At 31.7% G+C, this 26,777-nt stretch carries 25 protein-coding genes; 5 read left to right on the top strand and 20 right to left on the bottom strand.

Annotation, left to right across the window (positions count from 1 at the left end; genetic code table 11):
* Nucleotide 1: 1 nt before the first annotated feature.
* Entirely contained in the window at nt 2-724 is a 723-nt protein-coding gene (gene recO / locus AC28QF_RS03090) for a DNA repair protein RecO (protein ID WP_488200824.1), read from the bottom strand.
* Between the two features lie 91 nt (nt 725-815).
* Here recO and AC28QF_RS03085 point away from each other — a divergent pair, with 91 nt between their 5' ends.
* Nucleotides 816-1,286 carry a CYTH domain-containing protein gene (locus AC28QF_RS03085; protein WP_488200825.1) on the top strand — a complete coding sequence of 157 codons (471 nt, stop codon included), beginning with the start codon at nt 816-818 and terminating at the stop codon, nt 1,284-1,286.
* Nucleotides 1,287-1,289: 3 nt separating this feature from the next.
* Here AC28QF_RS03085 and trhA read toward each other — a convergent pair whose 3' ends face one another.
* Together trhA and AC28QF_RS03075 are read right to left on the bottom strand one after the other, a co-directional pair.
* Entirely contained in the window at nt 1,290-1,931 is a 642-nt protein-coding gene (gene trhA / locus AC28QF_RS03080; protein ID WP_488200826.1) for a PAQR family membrane homeostasis protein TrhA, read from the bottom strand.
* A complete protein-coding gene (locus tag AC28QF_RS03075; RefSeq protein ID WP_488200827.1) occupies nt 1,903-2,694 on the bottom strand; it encodes a lysophospholipid acyltransferase family protein in 792 nt (263 codons plus the stop codon). Before AC28QF_RS03075 ends, trhA begins: the two co-directional genes overlap by 29 nt.
* A gap of 105 nt (nt 2,695-2,799) precedes the next feature.
* Here AC28QF_RS03075 and trpS point away from each other — a divergent pair, with 105 nt between their 5' ends.
* Nucleotides 2,800-3,768 carry a tryptophan--tRNA ligase gene (gene trpS / locus AC28QF_RS03070; RefSeq protein WP_488200828.1) on the top strand — a complete coding sequence of 323 codons (969 nt, stop codon included), beginning with the start codon at nt 2,800-2,802 and terminating at the stop codon, nt 3,766-3,768.
* Nucleotides 3,769-3,789: 21 nt separating this feature from the next.
* Nucleotides 3,790-4,092 (top strand): DUF6370 family protein, encoded by a 303-nt coding sequence (locus AC28QF_RS03065; protein ID WP_488200829.1) that lies wholly within the window; start codon nt 3,790-3,792, stop codon nt 4,090-4,092.
* Nucleotides 4,093-4,176: 84 nt separating this feature from the next.
* Here the strand turns inward: AC28QF_RS03065 and AC28QF_RS03060 are convergent, their stop codons facing one another.
* Nucleotides 4,177-5,217: an NADP(H)-dependent aldo-keto reductase gene (locus AC28QF_RS03060; protein WP_488200830.1), complete on the bottom strand. Its 1,041-nt coding sequence runs from the start codon at nt 5,215-5,217 to the stop codon at nt 4,177-4,179.
* Between the two features lie 50 nt (nt 5,218-5,267).
* Entirely contained in the window at nt 5,268-6,455 is a 1,188-nt protein-coding gene (locus AC28QF_RS03055; protein WP_488200831.1) for a phosphoglycerate kinase, read from the bottom strand.
* 118 nt (nt 6,456-6,573) lie between these two features.
* Between AC28QF_RS03055 and AC28QF_RS03050 the strand changes: the two genes are divergently transcribed.
* Nucleotides 6,574-6,996, top strand: a complete 423-nt coding sequence (locus tag AC28QF_RS03050) for a molybdenum cofactor biosynthesis protein MoaE (protein ID WP_488200832.1) — start codon at nt 6,574-6,576, stop codon at nt 6,994-6,996.
* 108 nt (nt 6,997-7,104) lie between these two features.
* Here the strand turns inward: AC28QF_RS03050 and AC28QF_RS03045 are convergent, their stop codons facing one another.
* The gene (locus tag AC28QF_RS03045) at nt 7,105-9,861 is read right to left on the bottom strand and encodes a PD-(D/E)XK nuclease family protein (RefSeq protein ID WP_488200833.1); all 2,757 of its coding nucleotides are present in this window, start codon (nt 9,859-9,861) and stop codon (nt 7,105-7,107) included.
* Between the two features lie 75 nt (nt 9,862-9,936).
* Here AC28QF_RS03045 and AC28QF_RS03040 point away from each other — a divergent pair, with 75 nt between their 5' ends.
* A complete protein-coding gene (locus AC28QF_RS03040; protein WP_488200834.1) occupies nt 9,937-10,740 on the top strand; it encodes an amidohydrolase in 804 nt (267 codons plus the stop codon).
* Nucleotides 10,741-10,809: 69 nt separating this feature from the next.
* On the opposite strand, the gene AC28QF_RS03035 is transcribed toward AC28QF_RS03040, so the two are convergent.
* The 14 genes from AC28QF_RS03035 to AC28QF_RS02970 all read right to left on the bottom strand — a co-directional run bounded on the left by AC28QF_RS03035 (nt 10,810) and on the right by AC28QF_RS02970 (nt 26,766).
* The gene (locus AC28QF_RS03035; protein WP_488200835.1) at nt 10,810-11,790 is read right to left on the bottom strand and encodes an acyl-ACP desaturase; all 981 of its coding nucleotides are present in this window, start codon (nt 11,788-11,790) and stop codon (nt 10,810-10,812) included.
* A 22-nt stretch (nt 11,791-11,812) separates the two neighbouring features.
* A complete protein-coding gene (locus AC28QF_RS03030; protein WP_488200836.1) occupies nt 11,813-12,541 on the bottom strand; it encodes a lysophospholipid acyltransferase family protein in 729 nt (242 codons plus the stop codon).
* 63 nt (nt 12,542-12,604) lie between these two features.
* Nucleotides 12,605-13,012 carry a hypothetical protein gene (locus AC28QF_RS03025; RefSeq protein WP_488200912.1) on the bottom strand — a complete coding sequence of 136 codons (408 nt, stop codon included), beginning with the start codon at nt 13,010-13,012 and terminating at the stop codon, nt 12,605-12,607.
* Nucleotides 13,013-13,114: 102 nt separating this feature from the next.
* A complete protein-coding gene (locus AC28QF_RS03020) occupies nt 13,115-14,284 on the bottom strand; it encodes a nuclear transport factor 2 family protein (RefSeq protein ID WP_488200837.1) in 1,170 nt (389 codons plus the stop codon).
* Between the two features lie 11 nt (nt 14,285-14,295).
* Complete coding sequence (locus AC28QF_RS03015; RefSeq protein WP_488200838.1) at nt 14,296-16,836, bottom strand: TonB-dependent receptor; 2,541 nt, start codon at nt 16,834-16,836, stop codon at nt 14,296-14,298.
* A gap of 134 nt (nt 16,837-16,970) precedes the next feature.
* Entirely contained in the window at nt 16,971-18,539 is a 1,569-nt protein-coding gene (pgi, locus tag AC28QF_RS03010; RefSeq protein WP_488200839.1) for a glucose-6-phosphate isomerase, read from the bottom strand.
* A 3-nt stretch (nt 18,540-18,542) separates the two neighbouring features.
* The gene (locus tag AC28QF_RS03005) at nt 18,543-19,826 is read right to left on the bottom strand and encodes a peptidoglycan DD-metalloendopeptidase family protein (protein WP_488200840.1); all 1,284 of its coding nucleotides are present in this window, start codon (nt 19,824-19,826) and stop codon (nt 18,543-18,545) included.
* Between the two features lie 94 nt (nt 19,827-19,920).
* Nucleotides 19,921-20,697 (bottom strand): DUF3108 domain-containing protein, encoded by a 777-nt coding sequence (locus AC28QF_RS03000; RefSeq protein ID WP_488200841.1) that lies wholly within the window; start codon nt 20,695-20,697, stop codon nt 19,921-19,923.
* Nucleotides 20,698-20,799: 102 nt separating this feature from the next.
* On the bottom strand, nt 20,800-21,720 hold the full coding sequence (locus AC28QF_RS02995; protein ID WP_488200842.1) for a tryptophan 2,3-dioxygenase family protein: 921 nt from the start codon (nt 21,718-21,720) through the stop codon (nt 20,800-20,802).
* A 71-nt stretch (nt 21,721-21,791) separates the two neighbouring features.
* Entirely contained in the window at nt 21,792-22,952 is a 1,161-nt protein-coding gene (gene hppD, locus AC28QF_RS02990) for a 4-hydroxyphenylpyruvate dioxygenase (RefSeq protein ID WP_483703757.1), read from the bottom strand.
* A gap of 131 nt (nt 22,953-23,083) precedes the next feature.
* A complete protein-coding gene (locus tag AC28QF_RS02985) occupies nt 23,084-24,241 on the bottom strand; it encodes a homogentisate 1,2-dioxygenase (protein WP_488200843.1) in 1,158 nt (385 codons plus the stop codon).
* 198 nt (nt 24,242-24,439) lie between these two features.
* The gene (locus AC28QF_RS02980; RefSeq protein ID WP_218771728.1) at nt 24,440-24,772 is read right to left on the bottom strand and encodes a 2Fe-2S iron-sulfur cluster-binding family protein; all 333 of its coding nucleotides are present in this window, start codon (nt 24,770-24,772) and stop codon (nt 24,440-24,442) included.
* Between the two features lies 1 nt (nt 24,773).
* The gene (locus tag AC28QF_RS02975) at nt 24,774-25,670 is read right to left on the bottom strand and encodes a sterol desaturase family protein (RefSeq protein WP_488200844.1); all 897 of its coding nucleotides are present in this window, start codon (nt 25,668-25,670) and stop codon (nt 24,774-24,776) included.
* A 40-nt stretch (nt 25,671-25,710) separates the two neighbouring features.
* Nucleotides 25,711-26,766: an NAD(P)/FAD-dependent oxidoreductase gene (locus AC28QF_RS02970; RefSeq protein ID WP_488200845.1), complete on the bottom strand. Its 1,056-nt coding sequence runs from the start codon at nt 26,764-26,766 to the stop codon at nt 25,711-25,713.
* Between the last annotated feature and the right edge of the window lie 11 nt (nt 26,767-26,777).

The raw sequence follows: 26,777 nt of genomic DNA, 5'->3' as shown, positions 1-26,777 counted from the left end.
GTTAACTAAACACGGTTTCTAAAATATTTAATGATCTTGGCTCCTTAAAACCCTCCAAATGTAATTCAAAATATCGAACTATAATTCTGAGAATTATTTGCCTTTCGTATTTATTGTACGAAATTGTATTTATCCTATCAAAATTTATGCCCAATAGCTTTTTAAAAAGAATTAATTCGTTGCCTTTTATCACTAATTTTTCGTAGGATGCATCAGTAAATCTTCCGTCTAGTAAATTAAAAGTCATTTTATTGGGTTCTGAAACGTCTGGGTAAAACCCTAAAAATCGAGATAAATTCAACAAAAAGAGCAAATGAAAATTAGCAATCGCGTCATGAGTATCTAGCCAAATTAGGCTTGTTTCGATAAACTCATATAGCACTTCATTTTTTTCTTCCTCTTTAATAATATTCGAAAGTATTTCTGATAAAAACAACACAATCGATTGCTTTATTACTGAAGTATAAATACTCTCATAAGGCTGAATAACCTGGGCTTCTCTTATAGAATTTAAGGAGTTTTTATTATTGTGATTTGCTTCAATTATTAATTGCGTTAATGGCTGAAAATAGGCTTTTTTCAATTTTCCTTTTCTCGATTTTAATACACCTCTTATCATGTAAGATCGAATACCATCTTCTAACGTAAAACACTTAACAATTAAACTTGTATCGCTGTACTTAATAGCACTAATAACAATTGCTTTTGTTGTAATTAACGCCATTAAATTAAAGTTTTTTATAATTAATAGCATCAAAGATATTTAATAATAACAACAAAAATGATACATTCGTACAAATTTGATTTAACTTCTTATGACTTTTGAAATAGAACGAAAATTCTTGGTAATTTCTGATCAATACAAACAAGTAGCTTATAAAAAAAGTTACATAAAACAAGGCTTCTTAAGCTCTAAAAAAGAGCGTGTAGTAAGAGTTCGCATAAAAGATGATGCCGGTTTTTTAACCATTAAAGGTGCTTCTAACAAAAGCGGAACTACCAGATTTGAATGGGAAAAAGAAATAGATTTAAAGGAAGCTCAAGATTTATTTAATTTATGCGAGGAAGGAATTATTGAAAAACACCGTTATTTAGTAAAGGAAAACAACCATATTTATGAGGTTGATGATTTTTTAGGTGAAAACAAAGGCTTGGTTGTTGCCGAAATTGAATTAGAAAATGAAAACGAACAATTTTCTAAGCCAAATTGGTTAGGCAAAGAAGTAACCGGAACCGTTAAATATTACAATTCAAACTTAAGTAAACTTCCGTTTTCTAAATGGTAAAAACTATATGTATTTATAGATTGCCCAAAAATGACTAAAGCTTCCTAAAAGTACAAAAACGTGAAAAATAGCGTGATTGTATGGCACTTTTTTAATTGAATATAAGATTGCGCCAATTGTGTAAAAAACACCGCCAGCTATTAAATAAAATAATCCGTCGTACGACAAATTATTCATTAAAGGTTTTATTAAAAAAACAACTTGCCATCCCATTATTAAATACAAAGCCGTTGATAATTTATCAAACCTACCGGTAAAAAATAACTTTAATATAACACCAGTTAGTGCAAACAGCCAAACAAAAATAAACATATACCAACCTGTTTGTCCTGGTAAAACTACTAAACAAAAGGGCGTGTAACTTCCTGCTATTAAAACATAAATAGCAGCATGATCAAAAATATTAAGTTTTCTACGAAGTTTAGGACTTTTGGCTGCGTGGTAAAAAGTAGATGCAGCATATAAGATGATTAAACTTAATGCGTAAATGACAAAACTAATTGTTTGCCAAAACCCTTGATACTCTAATGATTTTAAAACTAAAAAAGGTAAAACTATAATAGCTAGTAATAGCCCAAAACCATGTGTTAACACATTTAGCTTTTCTTCAGTATTACTATAACGGTGATTTAAATTCTCGCTCATTGTTTGGTCGGTTTGTGTCTTTCATATACAACTTATCATTAACTAATTCATTATATAATAAATCAAAAGATTGTTGTTTTAAAGTATCTTTATTTTCTATTGTCAAGCCTTCTGTCTCTATAAATCTTAATTGTTTTACTCTAAACGTGCCTGGACGTCCTTTAAAGAAATCCCAAGAAAAATAGCGTTTTGCATCAAAATATAATTGTGGTACAATTGGCATTTGATATTGTATTGCTAAACTAAAAGCGCCGTTATTAAAAGGCGCTAAAACTACATTTTCTGTTGGTACTAATCCTTCAGGAAATATTGCAATACTTAATCCTTCTTCTAGTCGTTTTTTTATACGAGCGTATACTTTTTTTCTACTTTTAGGATCTTTTCTATCAACCATAACAACCGCTTTTTTATAGAAAAACCCAAACAGTGGTAATTTTACTAACTCCTTTTTCCCTACAAATAAAATCGGATTTTTACTAGATGCTATCATAATCCATGGATCTAATAAAGAAGCGTGATTCGCAATAAATACATAACTTTTTTTACAATCAAGCTCTTCTTCTCTTTCAATTTTCAATCTAAAACCCATTCCGTAAATTAAAAAAAACGACCATCCTCTCATCAGTTTCCAAAAAGTATCGTAATATTTTTCATCAGATAACAATACCAATATAAAAGGAGACATTGCAATTACCGATACTATTATTAACAGGTAAAACCAAATTCGCCAAATTAATCGAAAAGGAAAAAGTATATATTTCATATATGCGAATGTAGTAATTTCTTTTGTTTGAACAATTTTAAGCTTATTTTTGCTATACTAAAGTAGTCGTAGGCGTTGCTTATATAATTTTTTCAAAACAGACATATGTCAAGAATTTTAACAGGAGTACAAAGTACAGGAACTCCACATTTAGGTAATTTATTAGGAGCTATTTTACCTGCCATTGAAATGGCAAATGACTCTAAAAATGAAGCTTTTATCTTTATTGCAGATATGCATTCTTTAACACAAATTAAAGATGGTAACGAATTAAGAGAAAACACCTACAGCGTTGCTGCTACTTGGCTTGCATGTGGAATTGACATTAACAAAACTGTTTTTTATCGCCAAAGCGATATTCCTCAAGTGGCGGAATTATCATGGTATTTAAGCTGTTATTTTCCGTACCAACGTTTAACCTTAGCACACGGATTTAAAGACAAAGCCGACCGTTTAGCAGATGTTAATAGCGGATTATTTAGCTACCCAATGTTAATGGCTGCCGATATTTTATTATACGACGCCGAAATTGTTCCGGTTGGTAAAGACCAATTACAACACCTAGAAATGGCTCGTGATGTAGCAAGTAGATTAAATAATGTGGTAGGAGAAACGTTAATTTTACCACAAGCTAAGATTAGCGAAAACACAAAATTAGTTCCTGGAACTGATGGTGAAAAAATGAGTAAGTCTAGAAACAATTTTATTAATATTTTCTTGCCTGACAAAAAATTACGCAAGCAAATCATGGGGATTCAAACGGATAGCAAAGCGCTAGAAGATCCTAAAAACCCAGATACCGATAATGTTTTTGCGCTTTATAAATTATTAGCTTCGGATATTCAGATTACTGAAATGCGTGCAAATTACGAAGGCGGAAATTATGGTTACGGTCATGCTAAACAAGCTTTATACGAGCTAATAATCGACAAGTTTGCTCATATTCGTACAAAGTACAATCATTATATGGAGAATCGTACTGAAATTGACGAAGCACTTGCAGTTGGAGCCGAAAAAGCGAGTACGGTTGCTACGGATGTTTTACAAAGAGTTCGTAAAAAAATAGGATACTAATCTCAAAATTTAAAAAATCAGATGAAAAATTTACTTTTTATATTTTTATTCGGAATAATAGCTTGCTCACAACCAAAAGAAAAAACGTTTATAGCCTATGCTTCTTGTGGTCAATGTAAATTTGGCTTAGAAAGTCAAAACGGATGTGATTTAGCCATTAAAATTGATGATAAAGCCTATTTTGTTGATGGCGCTCATATTGATGATTTCGGTGATGCGCACGACAAGAAAATTGGTTTTTGTAATGTTGTTAGAAAAGTAGCAATAACTGGTAAATTAGAAAATGATAGATTTAAAGCTACCGCACTTAAAATAGTTGAGTAGTTTTCACAGATAATTAGCACAAAAAAATCCGAAGTAAATAGTACTTCGGATTTTTTTTTATTTTGATACACTACACTGTTAAATTTATGGTGCAGGATTCGGAATTAAATTATGAACCGCTTCTATTTCTGCTAAAATTTCTTCTGACAAATCAATATTAATAGAGTTGATATTTTCTTTTAACTGACTCATTTTTGTAGCTCCAATAATATTACTAGTTACAAATGGCAACTGATTTATGTATGCCAATGATAACTCGGCCAATGATAAGCCATGCTTCTCTGCTATTTTTAAATATTCTCTAACAGCTTTTAAAGAAGTCTCACTCATATAACGAGCTATAAACCTTGGAAACAATGTTCCTCTTGCTCCTTCTGGTGTATTTCCATCTAAATATTTACCTGATAATACACCTTGTGCTAAAGGCGAATATGCCAACAAACCAATATTTTCTCTCATAGAAACTTCGCTCATTCCTACCTCATAGCCTCTATGGATTAATGAATATGAGTTTTGAATCGTACTCATTCTTGGCAAATTATGCTGTTCAGCAGTTTGCAAATACTTCATCGTTCCCCAAGGCGTTTCGTTTGATAAACCTATGTGTTTTACCTTTCCTTGTTTTACTAAATCATTCATCGTTTCTAAAATCTCTAAATGATTTTCTGCTTCTTTAGTTGCTGTTTTGTAAGGATAATCACGAACACCAAAACAATTTACACCACGAGAAGGCCAATGAAACTGATATAAATCGATATAATCGGTTTGTAAGCGTTTTAAACTACCTTCAACCGCGTCAATAATATTTTGTTTTGTAAAGCCACCCTTACGAATGTGTTTTGTATAATCGCCACCACCAGCAATTTTACTTGCCAATACTACTTTATCTCGATTTCCAGTTTTTTTAAACCAAGAACCAATTATTTCTTCTGTTGCTCCGTAAGTTTCTGGCGTTGCAGGAACTGAATACAACTCGGCTGTATCCCAAAAATTTACGCCTTGCTCTAAAGCATAATCCATTTGTTCATGTCCATCCACTTCAGTATTCTGATTTCCCCAAGTCATGGTTCCTAAACAAATTTTAGAAACTTTTATATCTGTATTTGGTAGTTTTGTGTATTTCATTTTATAAATTTAATTAACAACTATTTCTCGATTGTCTTCGAAATAACAATTTATTTCAAAACAGCTTCGATACCTGGTAATGTTTTTCCTTCTAACATTTCTAACATTGCTCCACCACCTGTAGAAACATAACTTACTTTTTCACCAAAACCAAATTGCTTTACTGCTGCTACAGAATCTCCTCCTCCGACTAAAGAAAATGCTCCGCTTTCAGTTGCTTTTGCAATAGCATTTCCTAATTCGATAGTACCGGTTGAGAATTTTTCTAATTCAAAAACTCCTAAGGGTCCGTTCCATAAAATAGTTTTAGATTTTGCTATTACTGCTGCAAATTTCTCTGATGTTTTTGGTCCGCAATCAAGCCCCATCCATCCATCAGGAATTTTAGTTGTATCAACTATTTGCGTGTTTGCATCGTTTGAAAAAGCATCTGAAATAACTGCATCTACAGGTAAATGTATTTCTGTATTTTGCTCTTTTGCTAATTTTAAAATTGACAGTGCCAACTCTAATTTATCATCTTCTACTAATGAATTACCTATCGTTCCGCCTAAAGCTTTAATAAAAGTAAAGGTCATTCCTCCACCAACAATAATATGATCTACTTTTTCAATAATATTTTCTATCACTCCGATTTTAGACGATACTTTTGCACCTCCTAAAATTGCGGTTACTGGTTTTTCAGAATCATTTAACACCTTATTGATACTTTCAATTTCGGTTGCCAATAAATTTCCGAAACATTTATTTTCAGCAAAAAATTGTGCAATAACCGCTGTAGAAGCGTGCGCTCTGTGTGCAGTTCCAAATGCATCATTTACATATATATCACCAAATTCTGATAATTGTTTTGCAAAAGAAACGTCTCCTGCTTTTTCTTCTGGATAAAAACGTAAGTTCTCTAATAATAAAATCTCTCCGCTTTTTAAATTTGCAATCGCTTCGGTAACTTTATCACCAATACAATCTTCAACAAACTTAACCTGAACTCCTATAACTTCTGTTACTTTAGCTATAATATGACGCAATGAAAATTGATCTTCTTTTCCTTTCGGACGACCTAAATGCGACATTAACACACAACTACCGCCATCTTCTAATACTTTTATTATTGTTGACTTTGCTGCCTGAATCCTGGTAGCATCTGTAACCTCAAATTTATCATTTAAAGGCACATTAAAATCTACACGGATTAATGCTTTTTTATTATCAAAATTAAAATCGTTGATTGTTTTCATATGTTTTGTTAAAAGATGTCTTTTTCTATGTTACTTACAAAAATAAATATTTAAATCTGATTCGTTTACACTATTTGCATTTTCAAACTTATATCTTTGTTAAAGTTTATTATTTAACATGAAAACAACTTCGATAAAAGTAACTTCAGAAAAGCTAAACTTACAGGAATGCTATGACTTTGTAGTTGATCCTTCTTGTGGCGGAATTTCCGTTTTTGTTGGCACTGTAAGAGATGCTACTCAAAATAAAAGTGTTACTCAATTAGATTTTTCTACTTACAAACCAATGGCCATTAAAGAAATGCAAAAAATTGCTGAATTGGCTTTAGAGAAATTCCCTATAAAAAAAATAGCGATTCATCATGCTGAAGGTTTACTGCAAATAAAAGATGTTCCTGTAATTATTACAGTTTCTTCTCCCCACAGAAAAGCGGCTTTTGATGCTTGCCAATTTGCAATTGATACTTTAAAGGAAACTGTTCCTATCTGGAAAAAAGAACATTTTGAAGACGGTGAAGTTTGGGTAAATGCACACCCTTAAACTTTAGCCTGTATTCTTTCTGAGCCTCTGCTAATAGAAATTCTGCTAATTATTATGAGAACCTGAAACAAGTTCAGGTTAACAAATCAAAAACCGATAATATACTTTTTAATAAGGTAAATCTGCTGGTTCAATAAAATCAATTTCAGGATTGTACAGTTCTTTTAAAAACACTTTTATTTCATCCATAAAATCATTCAGTTTTTCTTCTGTCACTTCATTATCTGGAGTACGATAATTAGATGAAAAATTCATTTTTAAGAACCCGCTTTTTAAATTTTTAAACGAAATGATACCTGCTTCCAAATTATTAGAGAAATCAAATTTATTGTTTTGAGTATACAAAAAAGCGTACAGCATAACCTGAATTGCTTTATGGTGTTTTAAATCTCTAATATTTTCAAAATCTACCACTTTTAGTTTATTTGCATCTACCATTCCGGTTTTATAATCTATAATTCTTACAACACCATTTAGCTCATCAATTCTATCAACTTGTCCGTGAATTTTTATCGGAAAATCGATACCTTCAACTGTAATTTCAGCGGCTAAATTTTGTTCTGTTCCAATTATTTTTAATTGATTATTTTCATCTTTTAACAACTGTTTTTCATTTGCTAAAAAATTTTCTACAAATCGATTAGCAACTTCAAAAACTAGCCTATTTTTCCCCGTAGCAATGTCTCCGTTTTTAAAATGTTCTGAGAAATAAAAAGTAACCAGTTCTTTTGTTTTCTGTTGCATATCAATAATATCATCAACAGATAAAAACTTACCTATAAAAGGTTTATATAACGCCTCTAAAGTATCGTGAACCACAGTTCCCATAGTATTTGCGGCAACGGTTTCTTCTACATTTTCGAACTCATTAATTTTTAAAATTTTCTGTTTGTAAAAAGCAATCGGATTGTATAAGTAATTGGTTAATGCTGATGGTGAAATTCCTTTTTTAGCGAGTTCTTTTAATCGTTCTAAAACCTTTTCGTCTTTCTGAATTTCTTTTAATTTAGCTGATGATGTTACTACTTTCGGGCTAATTACTTTTTCAGTAATATCATCTCGCATCATTTCTAACTGCGTAACAAAACGACTTTTTTCTCCGCTTCCAAAAACGTCATGCTCTGTATTATATAAAATAAAAATATTTTTAGCTCTTTGTAATAATCTAAAAAAATGATATGAAAAAAGGGCATCTTTTTCTTTATATGTAGGCAAACCAAACTCAATTTTAACATCAAACGGAATAAAGGTGTTTTGCTGGCTACTAGCCGGTAAAACACCTTCATTTACAGATGTGATAATTACGTTTTCAAAATCTAACATTCGTGTTTCTAAAACACCCATTAACTGTAATCCTTGCAACGGTTCTCCTTGAAAAGACAAACTTTCTGACTGTATTAATTGCCTAAAAAACTGATGTAATGTTTTTAAATTTTGCACATAATTAAACTCAATATGTAAGTTTTGTAATTGTGTAAATGCCGTGTAAAAACGGAATAAATATTCCTTTTCTAAATCGTTGGCTTTGTCTTTTAAAACATTAATTAACTTTAGTATTCTTGATAAAAATTCTGCTATTGTAGAAAACGGATTAAAAATCAAACAAACAACTTCTTTAATTCCCTGGTCTAAAGGAGCAAGAAACTCAGCGATTTTTGTTTGATTGATAAAAGTAGTATTCTCTTTAACAATCGTTGCCGAAATAATATCTGCAACATTTGTTTCAGCATCAATTTGTAATAACTTATAGATTGATGCATCTTTTACAAACCGAACAACATCTTTATGATAAAACTGTTTATCTTTTTGTTTTTGCAGTTTTTCTTGATTGTTAAACAACTGAAAAACAGCAAAAATTAAACTCGTTGTAGGAATATCTTTTAATGGATATCCCATGGTAATGTTTATTGCTTCTACGCTTTTAGGTAATGAATTTAAGGTTATTGGCAACAATGTTTCATCGGCCAATACCAAGGCTGTATTATTATGATTTGGTAATTTTGATAAAATTTCTCCCGCATGTTTTATTTGCGTGATATTTTTTGAAGCTCCTATTACCTGAATGTTTTTAGGTTCTGAAAAATAATCTTTTATTGTTTCAATCGAATTCTTTTCGTAGTATTTCCATTGTTTTTTATATTTTCTAAGAAAACTACCTGCTTGATGATTCCCTTCATAAAAAGTTTTATCAATATCCCAATAAACCTCACTATTTCCTGCTGATAAAAACTCTTGAAATAAAAATTCTTCCGCTGTATTTAAAGCATTAAATCCGATGAAAAAATATTTTTTATGTTGATTTTTACTGATAAATTTTTCAACATTCTTAGTTGCTTCACGGTATAAAACCCCTTGATATCCTATTTTATTTGAAATCAAAAATTGATAAAAAACAGCATAAAACTCTTCTAATTTCTCCATAAAAGAGAAATGATCTTTCATTAGTTCCGTTTCCTTAAACTCCCCTTTTACAGACCATTTTTGCAAACGGTGAATATCTCGTAAATACACAAAAATATCCTTTGGTTTTATTAGATGTTGGTCTATTTCGTTAAAATCTTGTAAAACAGTAAAGGCCCATGTAGAGAAAACATCAAACGTATCTGGATTTTCTTCAATATCTTTATAAATTGTATAAAAATGAAATAGCAGTTGTACTGAATCTGCTTTGTTAATTTCAGAAATTTCTTCAACAAAATCGCCAATATTTAAAATCTGAGGTAAAAAACCTGCCAAAATTTTATTTTTAAATGTTTGCTTTACAAACACTCCTGCTCTTTGTGATGGTAAGACAAATACTACATTTTCAAACGATTTGGTGGTTTGTAAAATAGTATCTAAAGTTTCTGAAATAAAAGAATTCATAGCGGATTTTTAATCAACCCAAAGTACAATATTTATCTTATTTTTGAGAAGATTAATAACTTCATTTCTTTACTAATGAATGCAACAAACAAACTTAAAACTGCACTTATTCAGGCTGATTTAATTTGGGAAAATCCGACTGAAAACAGAAATTATTTTAAAGAAAAAATAAACAAACTTCCTTTAGGTATCGGTTTAATTATTTTGCCCGAAATGTTTACCACTGGTTTTACTATGAACGCGCAGCATTTAGCAGAAACGATGACTGGTGATACTATTATTTGGATGCAAGATGTAGCTAACAAAAAGCAAGCAGCAATTGTTGGAAGTATTATTATTAAAGAACCGTGTTTAAATACTTATAAAGAATACAATTATTACAATCGATTACTTTTTGTACATCCTTCTGGTAAAATTGATTTTTACGACAAGAAACATTTATTTACATTGGCGGGAGAACACAAGGTGTTTTCTGCAGGAAAAGACATTGCTTTAATACAGTATAAAGGGTGGGAGATTTGTCCGTTAATTTGTTATGATTTACGCTTTCCTGTTTGGGCTAGAAATACTCTTAATTATGATTTACTATTGTATGTAGCTAATTGGCCTACACCAAGAATTGAAGCTTGGAATGCACTCTTAAAAGCACGCGCTATAGAAAACATGAGCTATACAATTGGTGTAAATAGAGTTGGTACTGATGCTAACGGTTATGAATACAGCGGTGATTCTGCTGCATATGATATGTTAGGGAAGTGTTTAGCTAAAAATACAGCAAAAGAAATTTCTTTAATTATTGAGTTAGACAAAGAAACGCAGTGCAAAACTCGCGATAAGTTTCGGTTTTTAGATGATAAAGACGAATTTACTTTTCAGTAAAAAAAAACGTCATTGCGATTAATAGAAGATTACTTCTGTTTATCGTAATGACGTTTCTTAATTATCTTTCTAAGATGGAATCATCCATTTAAAACTGAATTTGGTATCAGGAACTACAATACGTTCTGTAATACGATACATTCTGTCTGGCAATTTCATTAAGTAATCACGTGCTTTTTCAGCCTCTGGTGTTAAACCCGTAATTTTATCTATTTCCCAAGTTGTATTTAATTTTTTAAGAATATCTACATAGTCAAAACCTGTGTATACACCAACTCTTTGCGCTACTGTAGAGAAATCATCAAACAAAGTTCCTTTTGCCCCAAAAGACTCTCTTAAATGCATTGCAGGCATTACTATTTTGTATTTCATCATGTATTGAAACGCTAACATCATTTCGCTAGGATCTATCTTAAAAATCTCTTTTACAAAATGTGTATATGCCTGATGATGACGCATTTCGTCTCCTGCAATAATTCGAGACATTTTAGCCAACGCTTTGTGCCCTTTTTTCTTTGCAATTTTAGCTACGTTTAAATGCGAAACATAGGTTGCTAATTCTTGAAAACTCGTGTATATAAAGTTTTTATAAGGATCACTTGCGGTACCAATATCAAAACCATCAGTAATTAAATGCTGCGTGGTAATTTCTACCTCACGCATATTTACACGTCCTGAAAGGTATAAATACTTGTTTAAAGTATCTCCATGACGGTTTTCTTCCGCCGTCCAAGCACGAATCCATTTTGCCCAACCATTATCTGGGTGCTGTGTAATTCCGTCTAAATCCAGCAACCAAGACTCGTAAGTTGGTAGCGCTTCTTCGGTAATTGTATCTCCTACCAATACCACCCAAAAATCATCATCTAATTCTTTTGATAATTCTCTTATTTCTTCAATCTCAGAAATAAAAGTATCCTTTTGTGAGTTTGGTAAAAAATCTGTTGGTTGCCAAATTTTTTCTGCGGGTATTAAAAATTTTTCTACGAAACTATCGATATTCTTCTCGAGCGTTTTCATTACTTCCTTTCGGATATTTTGTACTGACATAATTTTTATAATTTATAAGTGATTATAAAATTGATTCTTTAATCGTATTTTCTACTGTTGTCACCAATTCATTAAACGGTAAGCTGTTTACCTTTATTGGAGCGTGGGTCTTAATTTTTATTGGACTTCCCAAACCTAACGGAAATTTACCATACTTAAATACTTTCCATGAATTATTTATGGTTAGTGGAACAATATAAGCTTCTGGATTGTATTTTGTAATCATTTTTAAGCCATTTACCGAGAATGACTTTGGTTTGCCTGTTCTACTTCTTGTTCCTTCCGGAAAAATAACCGCAGACCATTTGTTTTTATTTATTTTTTTTGAAAAACTTCCCAATTCAGTTAATGCTTGCCTGGCATCTTTTCTATCAATTAAAGCTGCACCACCGTGTCTTAAATTAAAAGAGATACTTGGTATTCCTTTTGCTAGTTCCTTTTTAGATACAAATTTCGGAAAATGTTTTCTAAAATGCCAAATAATTGGTGGAATATCAAAAGTACTTTGATGATTTGAAACGAATATTAAAGTGGTGTTTTCTGGTAAATCTTGTTCGTTTTCAACCTGAACACGAACTCCTAAAATTAAAAGTGATTTGATTAGTACCCAATTCATAATATCTACTACCTTCTGATGACCATTTTGACCAAACAATTTTAAACCCAACCACTGTAAAGGTTGAAAGATAATTAGTAGTAAAAAAAACACCAATGCAAATATTGATGATACTATGTAGCTTATGAATTTCATTATTATATATTTAATACTCAACAAAAATAAAAAATCCCGCGAGAGCGGGACTATATTTTATAATTAAAACCAATTACTCCAAGGAATTCTTGATAATATTAGTAGTAATGCGATTCCGTAAAAAATTGCAAAGGTTTTAAACTTAGCTTCACTTTTTACTTGTTTCTTATGTTTAGACCATCCGATGGTTATTAAAACAATCGCTAAGATCATCATTAATGGATGCTCTAAAGCTAAAAGTCTTACTGGAGCATCTTTCATATCTCCCAGTCCTTTTTGAAAACCACCTATGAAATACACCAAAAAACCTAATAATAACTGAATATGAGTTGTTATTAAACTAAACAACCCTAAACGGAATTCTTTATGGGTAAATTCTTTTTTTTGTACTAAACCGATAATTGCATTTATTACTGTAAAAATTAATACAGCTACCACAATATATGCCCAATAAGAGTGCAATGTTTTCATCATAATTTGTTCGTTTTTAATAACAGTAAATGTACTAATTTTTGCGCATAAAAAAACCACCTCGTTTGAGGTGGTTTTTAATATTATAGATTAGTTTCAAAATTATTTATTTTCAATCCACTCTCCATTCTCTTTTATTAAGCTAAATGATTCAAAACCTGCAGATCCGTTATAAATACTAACAGTTACCACATATTTCTGACCATCTAATGCATCAGGGTTCAATTTATTTAAAGCAATTGGTAATGCTCTAAACATCATTAGATTGTTCCATCTTGAATCTCCTGAAGCCTCGGTAGCATTTAAATCAGATTCATTAGTTGGTCTACCAAAGTTACCATACTGATCTAAGTTAGCTGCAGCTGCTTCATAACCAACTACATCTTTTAATCCATTGTACACTGACGAATAATCTTCAGCAGTAAATGAATGTTTAATTGTATTATCAGGTAACCATGAGTTACCATCATGTCCAAATTGTAAAACTAAGTTAATTGTGTTTTCATATTTTTCCCAATTAGCTCCGTCAAAGATGTAGTAAACAATATAACTTTCAGTTACACCACCACCTACATATTGCTTCCACATAATTCCTTCGATATCACCAGCTTCTTTTCCTTCAAACTTATATTTATCTAATAAAAATAATGGAATTTTAGTTAATGCTTCTTCTTCATTAGTGAAGTTTGGGAAACTTTCACCCATTTGGTTGTACTCGTCATTAGTAAAACCTTCTATCTTCTCCCAAGCTCCATTGTTAAATAAAAATCCATTATTTAAGGTAGAAACAGTTCCGTCATAGTATTTATAAGTTAAAGAAACCAATAATCTATTTGCTGGTGAAGGGTACTTTAAATCTAAGAAATCAGTTATATGTGATGATCTACTAAAATTCCCAAAAGAATGACCTCCTGCTGCATAATCTGCAGAAGTTACTTTGTAAACAATTAAACTTTTCTCATCATTTTTTTTGTTAAACAACTTATAAGTTACTCCCACTGTAGAACCTTTACCCCAAGCTGGATATTTACTTGACAAAAAAGCAGGTAATTCTTCTTTTGCTTGATCTTCAGAATTGAAATTAGCGAAACTAAAACCTAATCCTCCGTCTTCCACTTTATCAGTATAATCCTCATCTACAAGAGTATAATCTGCATCTCCTACAATTGCAGCATTTTCTTGTGCATCAATGATTGCATTCATATCTTCCAATGGGTCACATGATGTAAAGACCATTGCAAAAACTGTTAATAATAAAAATATTTTTTTCATGATTATATTTTTTAAAATTTAATTTTTAATCCTAAACTAAAGGTTCTACCAGCACCATAATATACTTGGTCACCTCTTTCAAATCCATCAGATAGATATTCTGTATCAAAAATATTATTTAATTTTCCTGAAATAGTAGAATCTAAATCTCCAATTTCAAATCCATGTCTAAATCCTAAATCAAATAAGTGGTAATTTGGTAATTTAAAAGTGTTTTCTCTAAAGTTAGGATCACTGTTTCTTCTATCTAAATCCATTTGCGCATAAATATCACCCGCATAATTGTAATCTACAAAAAACGAAGTACTCTTTACAGGACTGTAACTCGCACCTAATGCCCATGTTGTTTGAGCTGAATCAGAAACTTTTACTCCTTTAGCATAAATATTTTTCACACCTCCAGAAACACCTGCATCAGTAAATCTTTCTCCTGATCCATCACTTGCCCATTCCCAATCTCCTAAAGAAATCATACCTGTAAACTTAAACTTATCAGATGGTTTATACGTGAAATCTAATTCAATACCTTGGTGTAATGCATCTAATCCAGAGATATTTGTTGCAGCAATATCTCCATTAATATCAGGCCTTTCAGTAACAACAATAGCTTTATCTATCCATGAAGTCCTATAAATATTAACATTAGCTGCTAATTTCTCACTTCTATAACCATAACCTAACTCTGCAGAGAATATTTTCTCGTTTATAGCTTCTTCATTTAGAGATACAGATTCTTTATTAGTAAATACATTACCTGCTAAAAATGGTGCTCTAGAAAAATACCCAATATTACCAAAAACATTATGATTTTCATCAATATTATAGTTTGCCCCTCCTTTAGTACTGTAACCTAAAAAAGTTGCTTTCTCAGAAGCTGTTCCATTAGGATTTACTATATCATCTATAAAACTAGATTTGCTATATTCCGTATTAGATAAAGCTGTAGCTAAGAAAACTGACAAATCATTATGTGCATATTCTAGTTGACCAAAAACACCATATCTTATAACATCTCCTGTATAATCTCTATTTAAACGATCACCAACTTGTAATGCTTGATTAGCATTATTATCATTACTGTAATTGTTTAAAAAATACTGTCCTCCTAATAAATCATCAACTTCATAATAATGAATTCCTTCATAGTATCTTCCATCTATACCTCCAGAAAAAGTTAACTCATCTGTTAAATCGGTTTTTAAAGTAGATAATACTCCATACCATTTATGCTTGTTTCTTGACGACAAGAACACATCAGTAGAACCTGAAGCTCCGTTTGCTTTATTCTCAGCTACAATTTTATCAAAATCTATTGGTTGATCTGAATTACCTAGCCTATATTCATCTAATTGAAATTTAGAATCACCACCACTTGTTCTTGTTCTTCTTCCACCACCATTACCAAAAGAAGCGTATAATACTGTAGTTAAAAAAGTATCATCAGAAATTGTCCAATCATGATTTAAAGATATCTGAGGCTTATGATAAAAGTTTAAAGCAGTATTTTCAATTTTACCATTTCTATAACCCCAGTCTGGGTTAAATCTTTTACCTCCTTGTTCAGTTGCTCTATTTTCTGCAACTGTTCTTCTACTAAATCTCTGTCCGTGCTCTTGTTTAGCTCCGAAAGCTGTAAATGATAATTTATGGCTATCATTTATTTTTTTTGCTATATTAAAGAAATAATTAAATCCCTTAAACCAAAGTCCATCCACGTAACCATCTCCAGATGTTTTTGAAGCTGAAGCTGTTACTGCAAAACCATTATCTAATAAACCAGTCGAATATGTCATACCATATTTTTGATACCCATCATTACCAGTAGAAGCTGAAACACTTCCTCCTTGTTTAGCATCAGTAGATTTAGTAATGATATTTATTGTACCACCAACAGAAGGAACAGCTACTTTAGAAGCACCTAATCCTCTTTGTACTTGCATAGCAGATGTTACATCTCCTAAACCTGCCCAGTTAGACCAGTATACAGCTCCATTTTCCATATCGTTTACTGGCACTCCATTTATTAAAACACCAATATTTTCAGATCTGAATCCACGTAAATTAATTCTCCCGTCTCCAAAACCACCACCGGCTTTTGTAGCATACACCCCTGGAGTTGATTTTAAAATTTCAGGAAATTCTTGTGTTCCTAGTTTAGCTTCAATTTCAGATGCTTTAATTGTAGATACTGCTACTGGAGTTTTTCTATCAACTGCAAAAGATGTTGCTGTTACTACTATTTCACTTAAAACATTTGAAGGCTCTAACTCAACAGTACCTAAATTTGTTTTTGAAACTGAATAAGCTACTTCTTTATTGTTGTATCCTATAAAAGATAATACAACAGTACCTGAAGTAGATTTAGCGTTTAACATAAACTTTCCGTCAAAATCTGTTGCCGTTCCGTTTGATGTTCCTTTAACTACAACTCCAGCTCCCGGTAATGGCTCTCCCATTTCGTCAACAACTGTACCTGTAAGTTTAGTTTGCCCTAAAACAGTAGCTGTTACAATGAACAGTGCTACTAGTAAAACATTTTTAAAATTTTTCATTTTTAATCTAATTGTTATTAAATGCGGCGCAAAGGTCTTGCTTTTATATCTTGCTAATATTAATTTAATGTTAAGCTTTTAACATTACCTTAACAACAAACACTCACTTAAAATATTAAAAAAAGGAAAAAAATCTATTTATTTAACATTTTTTTTGCGAGTTCCTTACCCAACTCTACCCCAAACTGATCAAAAGAGTAAATATTCCATATAACACCTTGTGTAAATATTTTATGCTCATAAGTAGCTATTAACATCCCTAAAGATTTTGGTGTAAGTTTTTTTAAGAGCAGCGAATTCGTTGGTCGATTTCCTTTAAAGGTTTTATAAGGTAGTAATAAATTTATTTGATCTAATCTATTTTCAATTTTTAACTCTAAATGTATTTCTTCTTTTGTTTTACCATAAGCTAAGGCATCCATTTGAGCATAATAATTAGCCATTAATTTTTTATGTGAATCTACCAAACCATATAATGACTCTTCAAAACCAATAAAATCAGCCGGAATTAGTTTTGTTCCTTGATGCACTAATTGCATAAAAGCATGTTGCATATCTGTACCTGCTGCTCCCCAAATAATATTTCCTGTTTGATAGTTTACTGGTTTACCATTTCTATCAACACTTTTACCATTGCTTTCCATAACAGATTGCTGCAAATAAGAAGGGAACATAGACAGATTGAAGCTATATGGTAAAACTGCTTCTGTTTCGCATTTAAAAAAATTATTCATCCAAATACTTAACAAAGCTAGTATTACAGGAATATTCTCTTTAAAGTCAGCATCTTTGTAATGTTCATCAGCTTCTTCTGCTCCGTTTAATAATTCTTTGAAATTATCATACCCAATAGACAAACTAATAGACAACCCCACGGTTGACCATAATGAAAATCGTCCTCCAACCCAATTCCACATTGGGAAAATATTTTTTTTGTCAATTCCGAAATTAACTGCTTCTTCAATATTAGAAGATACGGCTACAAAATGTTTCGCTACATCAAAAACGATGGCCGATTTTAAAAACCAATTTCTAATGATATTTGCATTCGTTATAGTTTCATCTGTAGTAAATGATTTTGATACAATTACAAATAACGTGGTTTCGGGGTCTAACTTACTTAATATTTCAGATACATGATCTCCGTCTATATTAGAAACAAAATGTGTGGTTAATTTGTTTTTATAAAACTGTAATGCCTCAACAACCATACGCGGACCTAGATCAGAACCTCCTACACCAATGTTCACAACATCTGTAATTGGCTTACCTGTAAAACCTTTCCATTTTCCTGAAATAACTTTATTGCTAAAGCTTTTCATTTTTCTAAGAGCGGTTTGTATTTTGGGTCTTATATCTTTTCCATCAATTAAAAGAGGGCTATTTGAATTACTCCTTAAAGCTGTATGCAAAACAGCTCTATTTTCTGTAACATTAATTTTATCTCCTGAAAAATATTTATCAATAGCTTCTTTTAACTTCGTTTCTTCTGCTAATGAAACTAATAAATCAATTGTTTCTTGAGTTATGTGGTTTTTTGAGTAATCAACTTTTAAATCACCTAAAGAAATAGAAAATCGTTCTTTTCTGTTTTTATCTTTACGGAAAAGTTCTTTTAACTCATATTTTTGTGCTTCACTAAAGTGGTCGACTAATTTTTTCCACGCTTCGGTTTGAATTGGATTTATATTTTCTAAAGGCATAGTTTAATGTGTCAGTAATAGTTCTTTTTCAATTAAAGGCTTAGAAACTGTATCCTTTTTAGTCAACTTAATTTTATCTAGTTGTTTTTTGAATGGTTTTATAAATTCAAAATACGCTGGTTTCATGTTAGGGTCTAAAGGTTCTGCTGAAGGCAATTTTTCTCTAAAAGGATCTACTTCTCTTCCGTATTTCCAAAAACGATAACAAACATGCGGTCCACTTGTATTTCCTGTCATACCTACATACCCTATAATATCTCCTTGCTTAACATAATCCCCCACTTTAACATTTCTGCGTTTCATGTGTAAATACTGAGTGCTATAAGTGCTATTGTGCTTTACTTTTACATAATTTCCGTTACCACCACGTCTTGCTGATTTCACTACGGTTCCGCTAGCCGTTGTCATAATAGGCGTTCCGTATCTTGCTGCAAAATCGGTTCCTCTATGCGCACGCACTCTGCCATAAAGTGCTATTTTCCTCCTTAAATTATAACGCGATGAAATACGATATTGAAATTTAATTGGTGATTTTAAAAATGCTCTTCGCAACATATTCCCTTTTTCGTCATAAAATTCTGAGATCTTATTTATCGTGTCTCCTACAAATTTATAGGCATGTAAATCATCTCCTTTATGATTAAAAACCGCTGCTTTTACTTCACCGTACCCTACAAAAACAGAATCGTTAATAAATTTCTCTTCATAAATTAATTTAAAACTATCGCCTTTTTGTAAACCATAAAAATCTAAAGTCCATGCATAAATATCAGCAACAGTATTTGTTAAGGTTGGTTTTAAGCCCAAACTATCCATAGTAACTGATAAGCTAGAAAAAATTTCTCCAGCAATTTCTTTTTCTACTGTTTTAATTTTTTTCTTAACGCTATATGCAGATATAATAGAGTCTTTAAAATTGATTACTGTAGCATCAACCTTATTATGTTTATATATAAAAACCTGTGCTTTTTCTAAAGAGTCTTTAGAGGTAAGTATCGTGTATGCTTTACCAGATCTAACTCGTCTTACATCAAAAGTATCTTTAATTACTGTTGCTATTTCGTTTATTTTAGGATACATAACATGATACCTATCTAAAATAACACCAAAACTTTCTCCACTTTTTATGGTATCGTTTACTAAATTGTAGTTATCTAAATTAAAACCGAAGACAAAAATAGGCTTTGGTTTTTCTATTTTAATAGGGATTTTTATAGCATCTTTCTTTTCTTCTTTACAGGATAGAAACAAGTAAAAAACAAGAAGTGGTAAAATAAATTTTTTCAAAAAAAGTGATTTAAAATTGAGTTTATCCGCAAAAATACAAATAAAAACTATTGTTTATGACACTTTAACGATAAGTAAACGACTTATCTTATTTTTAATCAAAAACTATTTCAAAAGGATTTGCTAATCCTTTATACGACTCTAACTCTGCACGAAGAGAACCCACAGATAAAGAAGCGTTCATTTTTATTGGTATTTTATTATCGTCTGCAGTGATCCAAATAGTTACACTTTCTTCTGCTTTAAACACTCTACCTGACTGAACGATTGGTCTGAATTTTTGTGTTTTAACTTTTCCGAACTTTGTTTTTAGAGTTTCATTACCTAAAAAACGCAATTTAAAAGGATAGCTTTTGTTATCAAAAAACATATCTATACTTATCTCCTCACCTTTTTTCATTGCCTTAGTATCATAACTCCTTAAAAAATAGAAAGTCGAAATCATATCTTGCGGACCATTTACAGAAATAAGTGTATCCGTTTTTTTTCTAAAATCTTCTACGTGCGCAGTGTTTTTATTTTGATTAAATGTTATTTGTTTGTTTTTTTTATAACCTCCTTCATCAATTTTTCTTTTAAACAAATAAGGTTTTCCTGTTTGTTTATCAAAATATGATTGATAATTATCATTTACCTTAAAAAACCACTTAATCATTCCTGTTGTTTTTCCTTTTCCTGTAGCGTGTAATATTTTTTTACCATTTAAAACTTCTTCTTTTAATGATAATGTAGCTTCACCAGCTTTTAAAAACCCGCTATAACTCATTTTAAACTTAAGCCATTCGCCATCTTTAAAAGCCACTGGTTTTTGTTGACCAAAAGTAATTGTGGTAAAAAATAATACGGAAATAAAAATTAGCTGTTTCTTCATAGTATTCAAACTTATGAAAAAAGTAAGACAATTACTGTTCCAAACTAAAAAAAGCTGTTTGATTTTAAAATCAAGCAGCTTTTTTAGTATTGTTAATCAGGATTAAAATGTTCCCCAATTTTTTAGTTCTTCTTCACTCCACAAATACGGAAAAAATATTCTGCGTTGGTATTTTGGATGCATATATTTACGCCAATTACTTCCGCCTGTAGCTTCTAAATCTTTATCTCCGCCACCTAAATACTTTCCTGCAGCGTTATAATGTGCCATTACCCATTTTACATTTACGGTATAATCGTAATGACGCATCGCTTTAACTAATTCTTCATTTTTTTGAACATCTGCTGGAAGTTGTTTAAACTTTGTAGATAAATTACAGTCGTTATAATCTTCCATAAAATCGATAAAATCTCCCATATACTTTTTCTCGAAAAGTTTAATTAAGATTGATTTATTACCTGTTTGATGATTTTTACCTGCTGCTTGCCAATACAAATGCTCGAAAGCATTTTTAAAAGACGAATTTCTATCAATCGTATCTCTATATCGTGCATCAATTAAATTAATCAGTTCTGTTGATGCGAATTCAATTTTTCGATATTGCGCACTTTGAAATCCGCTTGCAGGCGCCAACGTGTTTCTAAACTTTAAATACTGCTCTACATCCATTCCGTCTTGCATTACAGTAAACGAATTACACAACATATCAAAGTATCTGCTGATACGCATTAAATGCTTTGAAAACTTATCGGCTGCAATAGCCTCTTCAGAAAGTGAAATCTGATCAATTTCCCATAATACCATTTTAAATAACAACTCATTTACTTGATGATACATGATAAAAACCATTTCATCAGGCTCTGTTGTTCTTGGTATTTGCAATCCTAATAGTGCATCGGTTTGAATATAATCCCAATATGTTATTGGTGTGCTATGCAACAAACCTTCTAACATTGTTTCTAACGGAACACCTAACTTTTCGTACTTATTTTCTATTGCCTTTAGCAATTCGTCTTTATTCATTCTTTTATGAGAATACAGAAAAGAGACAAATTAAACTCGTCTCTTTTCTTTAGTCTATTTTCTAATTTCTTTTATAAAGTTCCTCTTTTTTCTTGTTCTCTTTCGATAGATTCGAACAATGCTTTAAAGTTACCTGCTCCGAATCCACGAGCCCCCATTCTTTGAATAATTTCAAAAAATAACGTTGGTCTGTCTTCAATTGGTTTTGTGAAAATTTGTAATAAATACCCTTCTTCATCAGCATCAATCATGATACCCAAACCTTTTAATTTTTCGATATCTTCTCTTAATTCATGGCTAAATTCTTCTAATCTTCCAGGAACTGATCTATAATATTCTTCTGGTGGCGTTGATAAAAACTCTACTCCGTTTGCTTTTAATTGAGATACTGTTTTAATAATATCATCTGTTGCAACTGCAATATGCTGCACACCTGCTCCTTCGTAAAAATCTAAATACTCTTCTATCTGAGAACGTTTTGCTGCTTTCGCTGGCTCGTTTATTGGAAATTTAATACGACCATTTCCGTTAGACATTACTTTACTCATTAAAGCGGAATATTCTGTGTGAATTTGCTTGTCATCAAAAGATAAAAAGTTTTCAAACCCCATAACATCTTCATACCATTTTACCCAAACATCCATTTGGTTCCATCCAACATTACCAACCATATGATCGATAAATTTTAAACCTGCACTTGGCGGATTATAGTCTGATTCCCATTTTTGAAAACCTGGTAAAAATGCACCGTTGTAGTTTTTACGCTCTACAAACATGTGTACCGTTTCTCCATAAGTATAAATTCCTGCTCTTACAACTTCACCGTGTTCATCTGTTTCTACAGTAGGTTCCATATAAGATTTCGCACCTCTTGATGTTGTTTCTTCGTATGCTTTTCTTGCATCTTCTACCCAAAGTGCCACAATTTTTACACCGTCACCATGTTTTACAATATGGTCGTTTATTGGCGATTTGCTATTTAACGGAGTTGTTAGCATCAACTTAATTTTATCTTGTGTTAGTACATAACTCACAGAGTCTTTAGAACCTGTTTCTAATCCGCGATATGCATGTGATTGAAATCCGAATGCTGTTTTATAAAAATGTGCTGCCTGTTTTGCGTTACCCACGTAAAACTCAACGTAATCTGTACCTAGTAATGGAAGAAAATCTTGTGCTCCTTCAAATATTTTTTCTAAACCGTAGTTTACTGATTTTATATCTTTTGCCATCTTTTGATGATTTTAATAGTTTGTTTATGCAATTTACTTGCAAGTATGTTTAGCCCTGATTGGAGTGACATCCTTTTTGGATTTCACAAAAAGGTATAACAAAAAGCAGGAAATAGCTTCTAATCGTTATTTTACTCTATCCAAGATTTATAATAGTCTTCATCGGCAATTTTCATTGCTTCTTCGGTAACTTGTAACGGCTTAAATGTATCTACCATTACAGCTAATTCTTCAGTTTTTGTATGCCCAATACTGCGCTCGGTTGCTCCTGGGTGCGGACCATGAGGTATACCTGCCGGATGCAATGAAATATGGCCTTGATCAATATCGTTTCTACTCATAAAATCGCCATCAACATAATATAAAACTTCATCAGAATCGATATTACTGTGATTGTATGGAGCTGGAATAGAATCTGGATGATAGTCGTACAAACGAGGCACAAAACTACAAATTACAAATGCGTTTGTTTCGAATGTTTGGTGCACTGGTGGCGGTTGATGAATACGACCTGTTATTGGCTCGAAATCGTGAATTGAAAATGCATACGGAAAATTATACCCATCGTAACCAACCACATCAAAAGGATGTGAAGCATAGACCATTTCTATAATTTCTCCTTGCTTTTTTACTTTGATTAAGAAATCACCTAACTCATTATAAGTTTCTAATTCTTGTGGTCTACGTAAATCGCGTTCGCAAAATGGCGAATGTTCTAATAGTTGACCAAAGTAGTTTCTGTAACGTTTTGGAGTATACACTGGCGAGTATGACTCAACGATAAAAAGGCGGTTGTTTTCATCATCAAAATCTAATTTATAAATAATTCCACGTGGAATTACTAAGTAATCTCCGTATTTAAAATCGATATTTCCAAGGTGTGTTCTTAGTTTACCGGTTCCTTTATGTATAAAAATTACCTCATCAGCATCGGTGTTTTTATAAAAATAATCGGTTTTAGATTTTTTTGGCGCCGATAAAATTATATTACAATCTGAATTCGTTAAAACAACTTTTCTGCTTTCTAAATAATCGTTTTCTGGTTTTACTTGAAATCCACGAAAACGATACGACTGAATATTATTTGCTTTCGCTATTTTCGGAGCAACAGAGTATTGCTTGCGAATTTCTTTGACCATAGTAGGCCTGTGTTCGTGATATGAATTGGTAGACATTCCGTCGAAACCAATCGTACCAAACAATTGTTCGTAATACAAACTTCCGTCTTCTTTACGAAACTGTGTGTGTCTTTTGGGTGGAATATTTCCTAACTTATGATAAAAAGGCATATTGCTTAATAGTTTAATAAATTAATATAACAATGTAACAAATAAGTATTGCTACATTTTAACATTGATAGATTATTCCATTAATTATTCAGGATTGCGTTTTATCAAAAATTTTAAATGTGATAGTAAGTCTAAATACATCTTTTAGCCTTTTTTAGTTGCTTGCTCCACAAATATACAGAAAGTTTCAGTTAATATTTAACTTTCAGGAGCTAGTTCAACTTCTAAACCATCAAGCGCTGGAGTTATTGCTAGTTGACAGCCTAAACGGCTATTATCTTCTACATAAAAAGCCTCCGCTAACATTGCGTCTTCATCGTCTCCCATTTCTGGTAATTCATGCGCTGATTTTATATAACATTGGCAAGAAGCGCACATTGCCATACCACCACAAATACCAATTGTACCCTCTGGCGCTAATTCGTAAGAACGCACAACCTCCATTAAATTCATTGCCATATCTGTTGGTGCTTGAATTTCGTGTAAAACACCTTCTCTGTCTGTTATTTTTAGGGTGATGTCTTGTTCCATATTACAAATTCATTTTTTTACGTAATGTTTTTGCTCGTTTATCTTCTCCGTCATGCGTCCAACCGGGTGAGTTGAAAATATAATTTAGCTTATCAGAAAATTTACGAGCTCTTTTTACATCTTTTAAAATTGCCGAATATTCGTGTGTTGCAACTTTTATAGGGTTATACGTTTCAATATTTACTGTTAAACCGTAAACGGGATGTTCGATATCTTTTAATTCTTCAGAAAAAGTACCAAAAATACGATCCCAAATAATTAAAATACCCGCATGATTACAATCTAAATAACGAATGTTTGATGCATGGTGTACTCTATGATGCGAAGGTGTATTAAAAATAAACTCAATTGGTTTTGGCAGCTTATCTACCAATTCTGTATGAACAAAAAATTGATAAATTAAACTTACAGACATCATTACAAACATCATTAATGGATCGATACCCAATAAAGGAATCCATATCCAAAAGAAAAATTTATGAATACGCTCACCAACTCCTTGACGTAAAGCTGTACCTAAATTCATGTGAATTGATGAATGATGCGGCACGTGACCTGCCCAAAACAAACGAACTTCATGATTTAAACGATGAAACCAGTAATAGGCAAAATCATCTGCAAAAAACAGCAATATCCACACCCACCATTGTCGCCCTACAATATCTTTTAACGGACTAAACTCGTGTAAATAGAAGAAAACAATAAAGGCTATTACCTTAGGAAAAAACTCAACAATTGCAGAAAAAATCATCATTAAGATTGATATCCCCGTGTCTTTTGCATTGTATTTTTCTTTTGATATTTGATACTCTACCAACATCGAAATTAAAAATATTGGCAATGCAAAGTACAAGAGTTTATCTTGTGATAATTGTTCTATGTAGTCTATTAATGTCAAATTTTATATGTTTATAACCAACCTAAAATCGATTAAAATATTATTCGATTTTTTTAACCACTGCTTTCGGAGCTTCTTTACGCGTACCATCAAAACCATCTATTCCACCAACTGTGGTATATTTCATTACATATTTTTTATCTGGAAAAATACGCTGAAAAGCACTTTGACACATTAACGTTGCTTCATGAAAACCACAGAGAATCAACTTTAATTTTCCTGGATAAGTGTTTACATCTCCAATCGCATAAATACCCGGAATATTTGTTTGATAATCTAACGCATTATTTACTTTAATAGCGTTTTTTTCAATTTCTAATCCCCAGTTTGCAATAGGTCCTAATTTTGGAGACAATCCAAAAAGCGGAATAAAATGATCACACTTTAATGCATATTGCTCTTTATCTTTTTGTTCGATTAAAACACCTTCAACACTATTTTCACCAACGATTCCTTTAACCTCAGCCGGTGTAACTAAATTAATTTTACCGGCATCTTTTAATTCCTGTACTTTATCAACAGAATCTAACGCTCCGCGGAATTCATTTCTACGGTGTACTAAAGTTACAGATTTAGCTATATCTGTTAAGAAAATAGACCAATCTAAAGCAGAATCTCCACCTCCTGCAATAACCACATCTTTATCTCGGTAAAGCTCTGGCTCTTTAATCATGTACTCAACACCTTTATCTTCATAATCTGCAATACCAGGAATTGGAGGCTTACGTGGCTCAAAACTTCCTAAACCACCTGCAATTGCCACTATAGGCGCCTTGTGTTTTGTACCTTTATTAGTGGTTACTATAAAATTACCATCTTCTTGTTTTTCTATTGTCTCAGCGCGTTCAGCTAAAGTAAATCCTGGTTCAAATTGTTTAATTTGTTCCATTAATTTATCGGTTAAATCGCCTGCTAAAATTTCTGGATACGCTGGTATATCGTAAATAGGTTTTTTAGGGTAAATTTCTGAACATTGCCCTCCTTGTTGTGGCAATGCATCAATTAAATGACAGCGTAGTTTTAATAATCCTGCTTCAAATACGGTAAACAATCCTGTTGGACCTGCTCCTATAATTAGTATATCTGTTTGTATCATTTTAATGACAA

It is taken from the genome of Tenacibaculum sp. M1.3A, from assembly GCF_057732375.1.
Note: the sequence above shows the minus strand (reverse complement) of the source record. Positions and strands in the feature narration are given on the sequence as shown.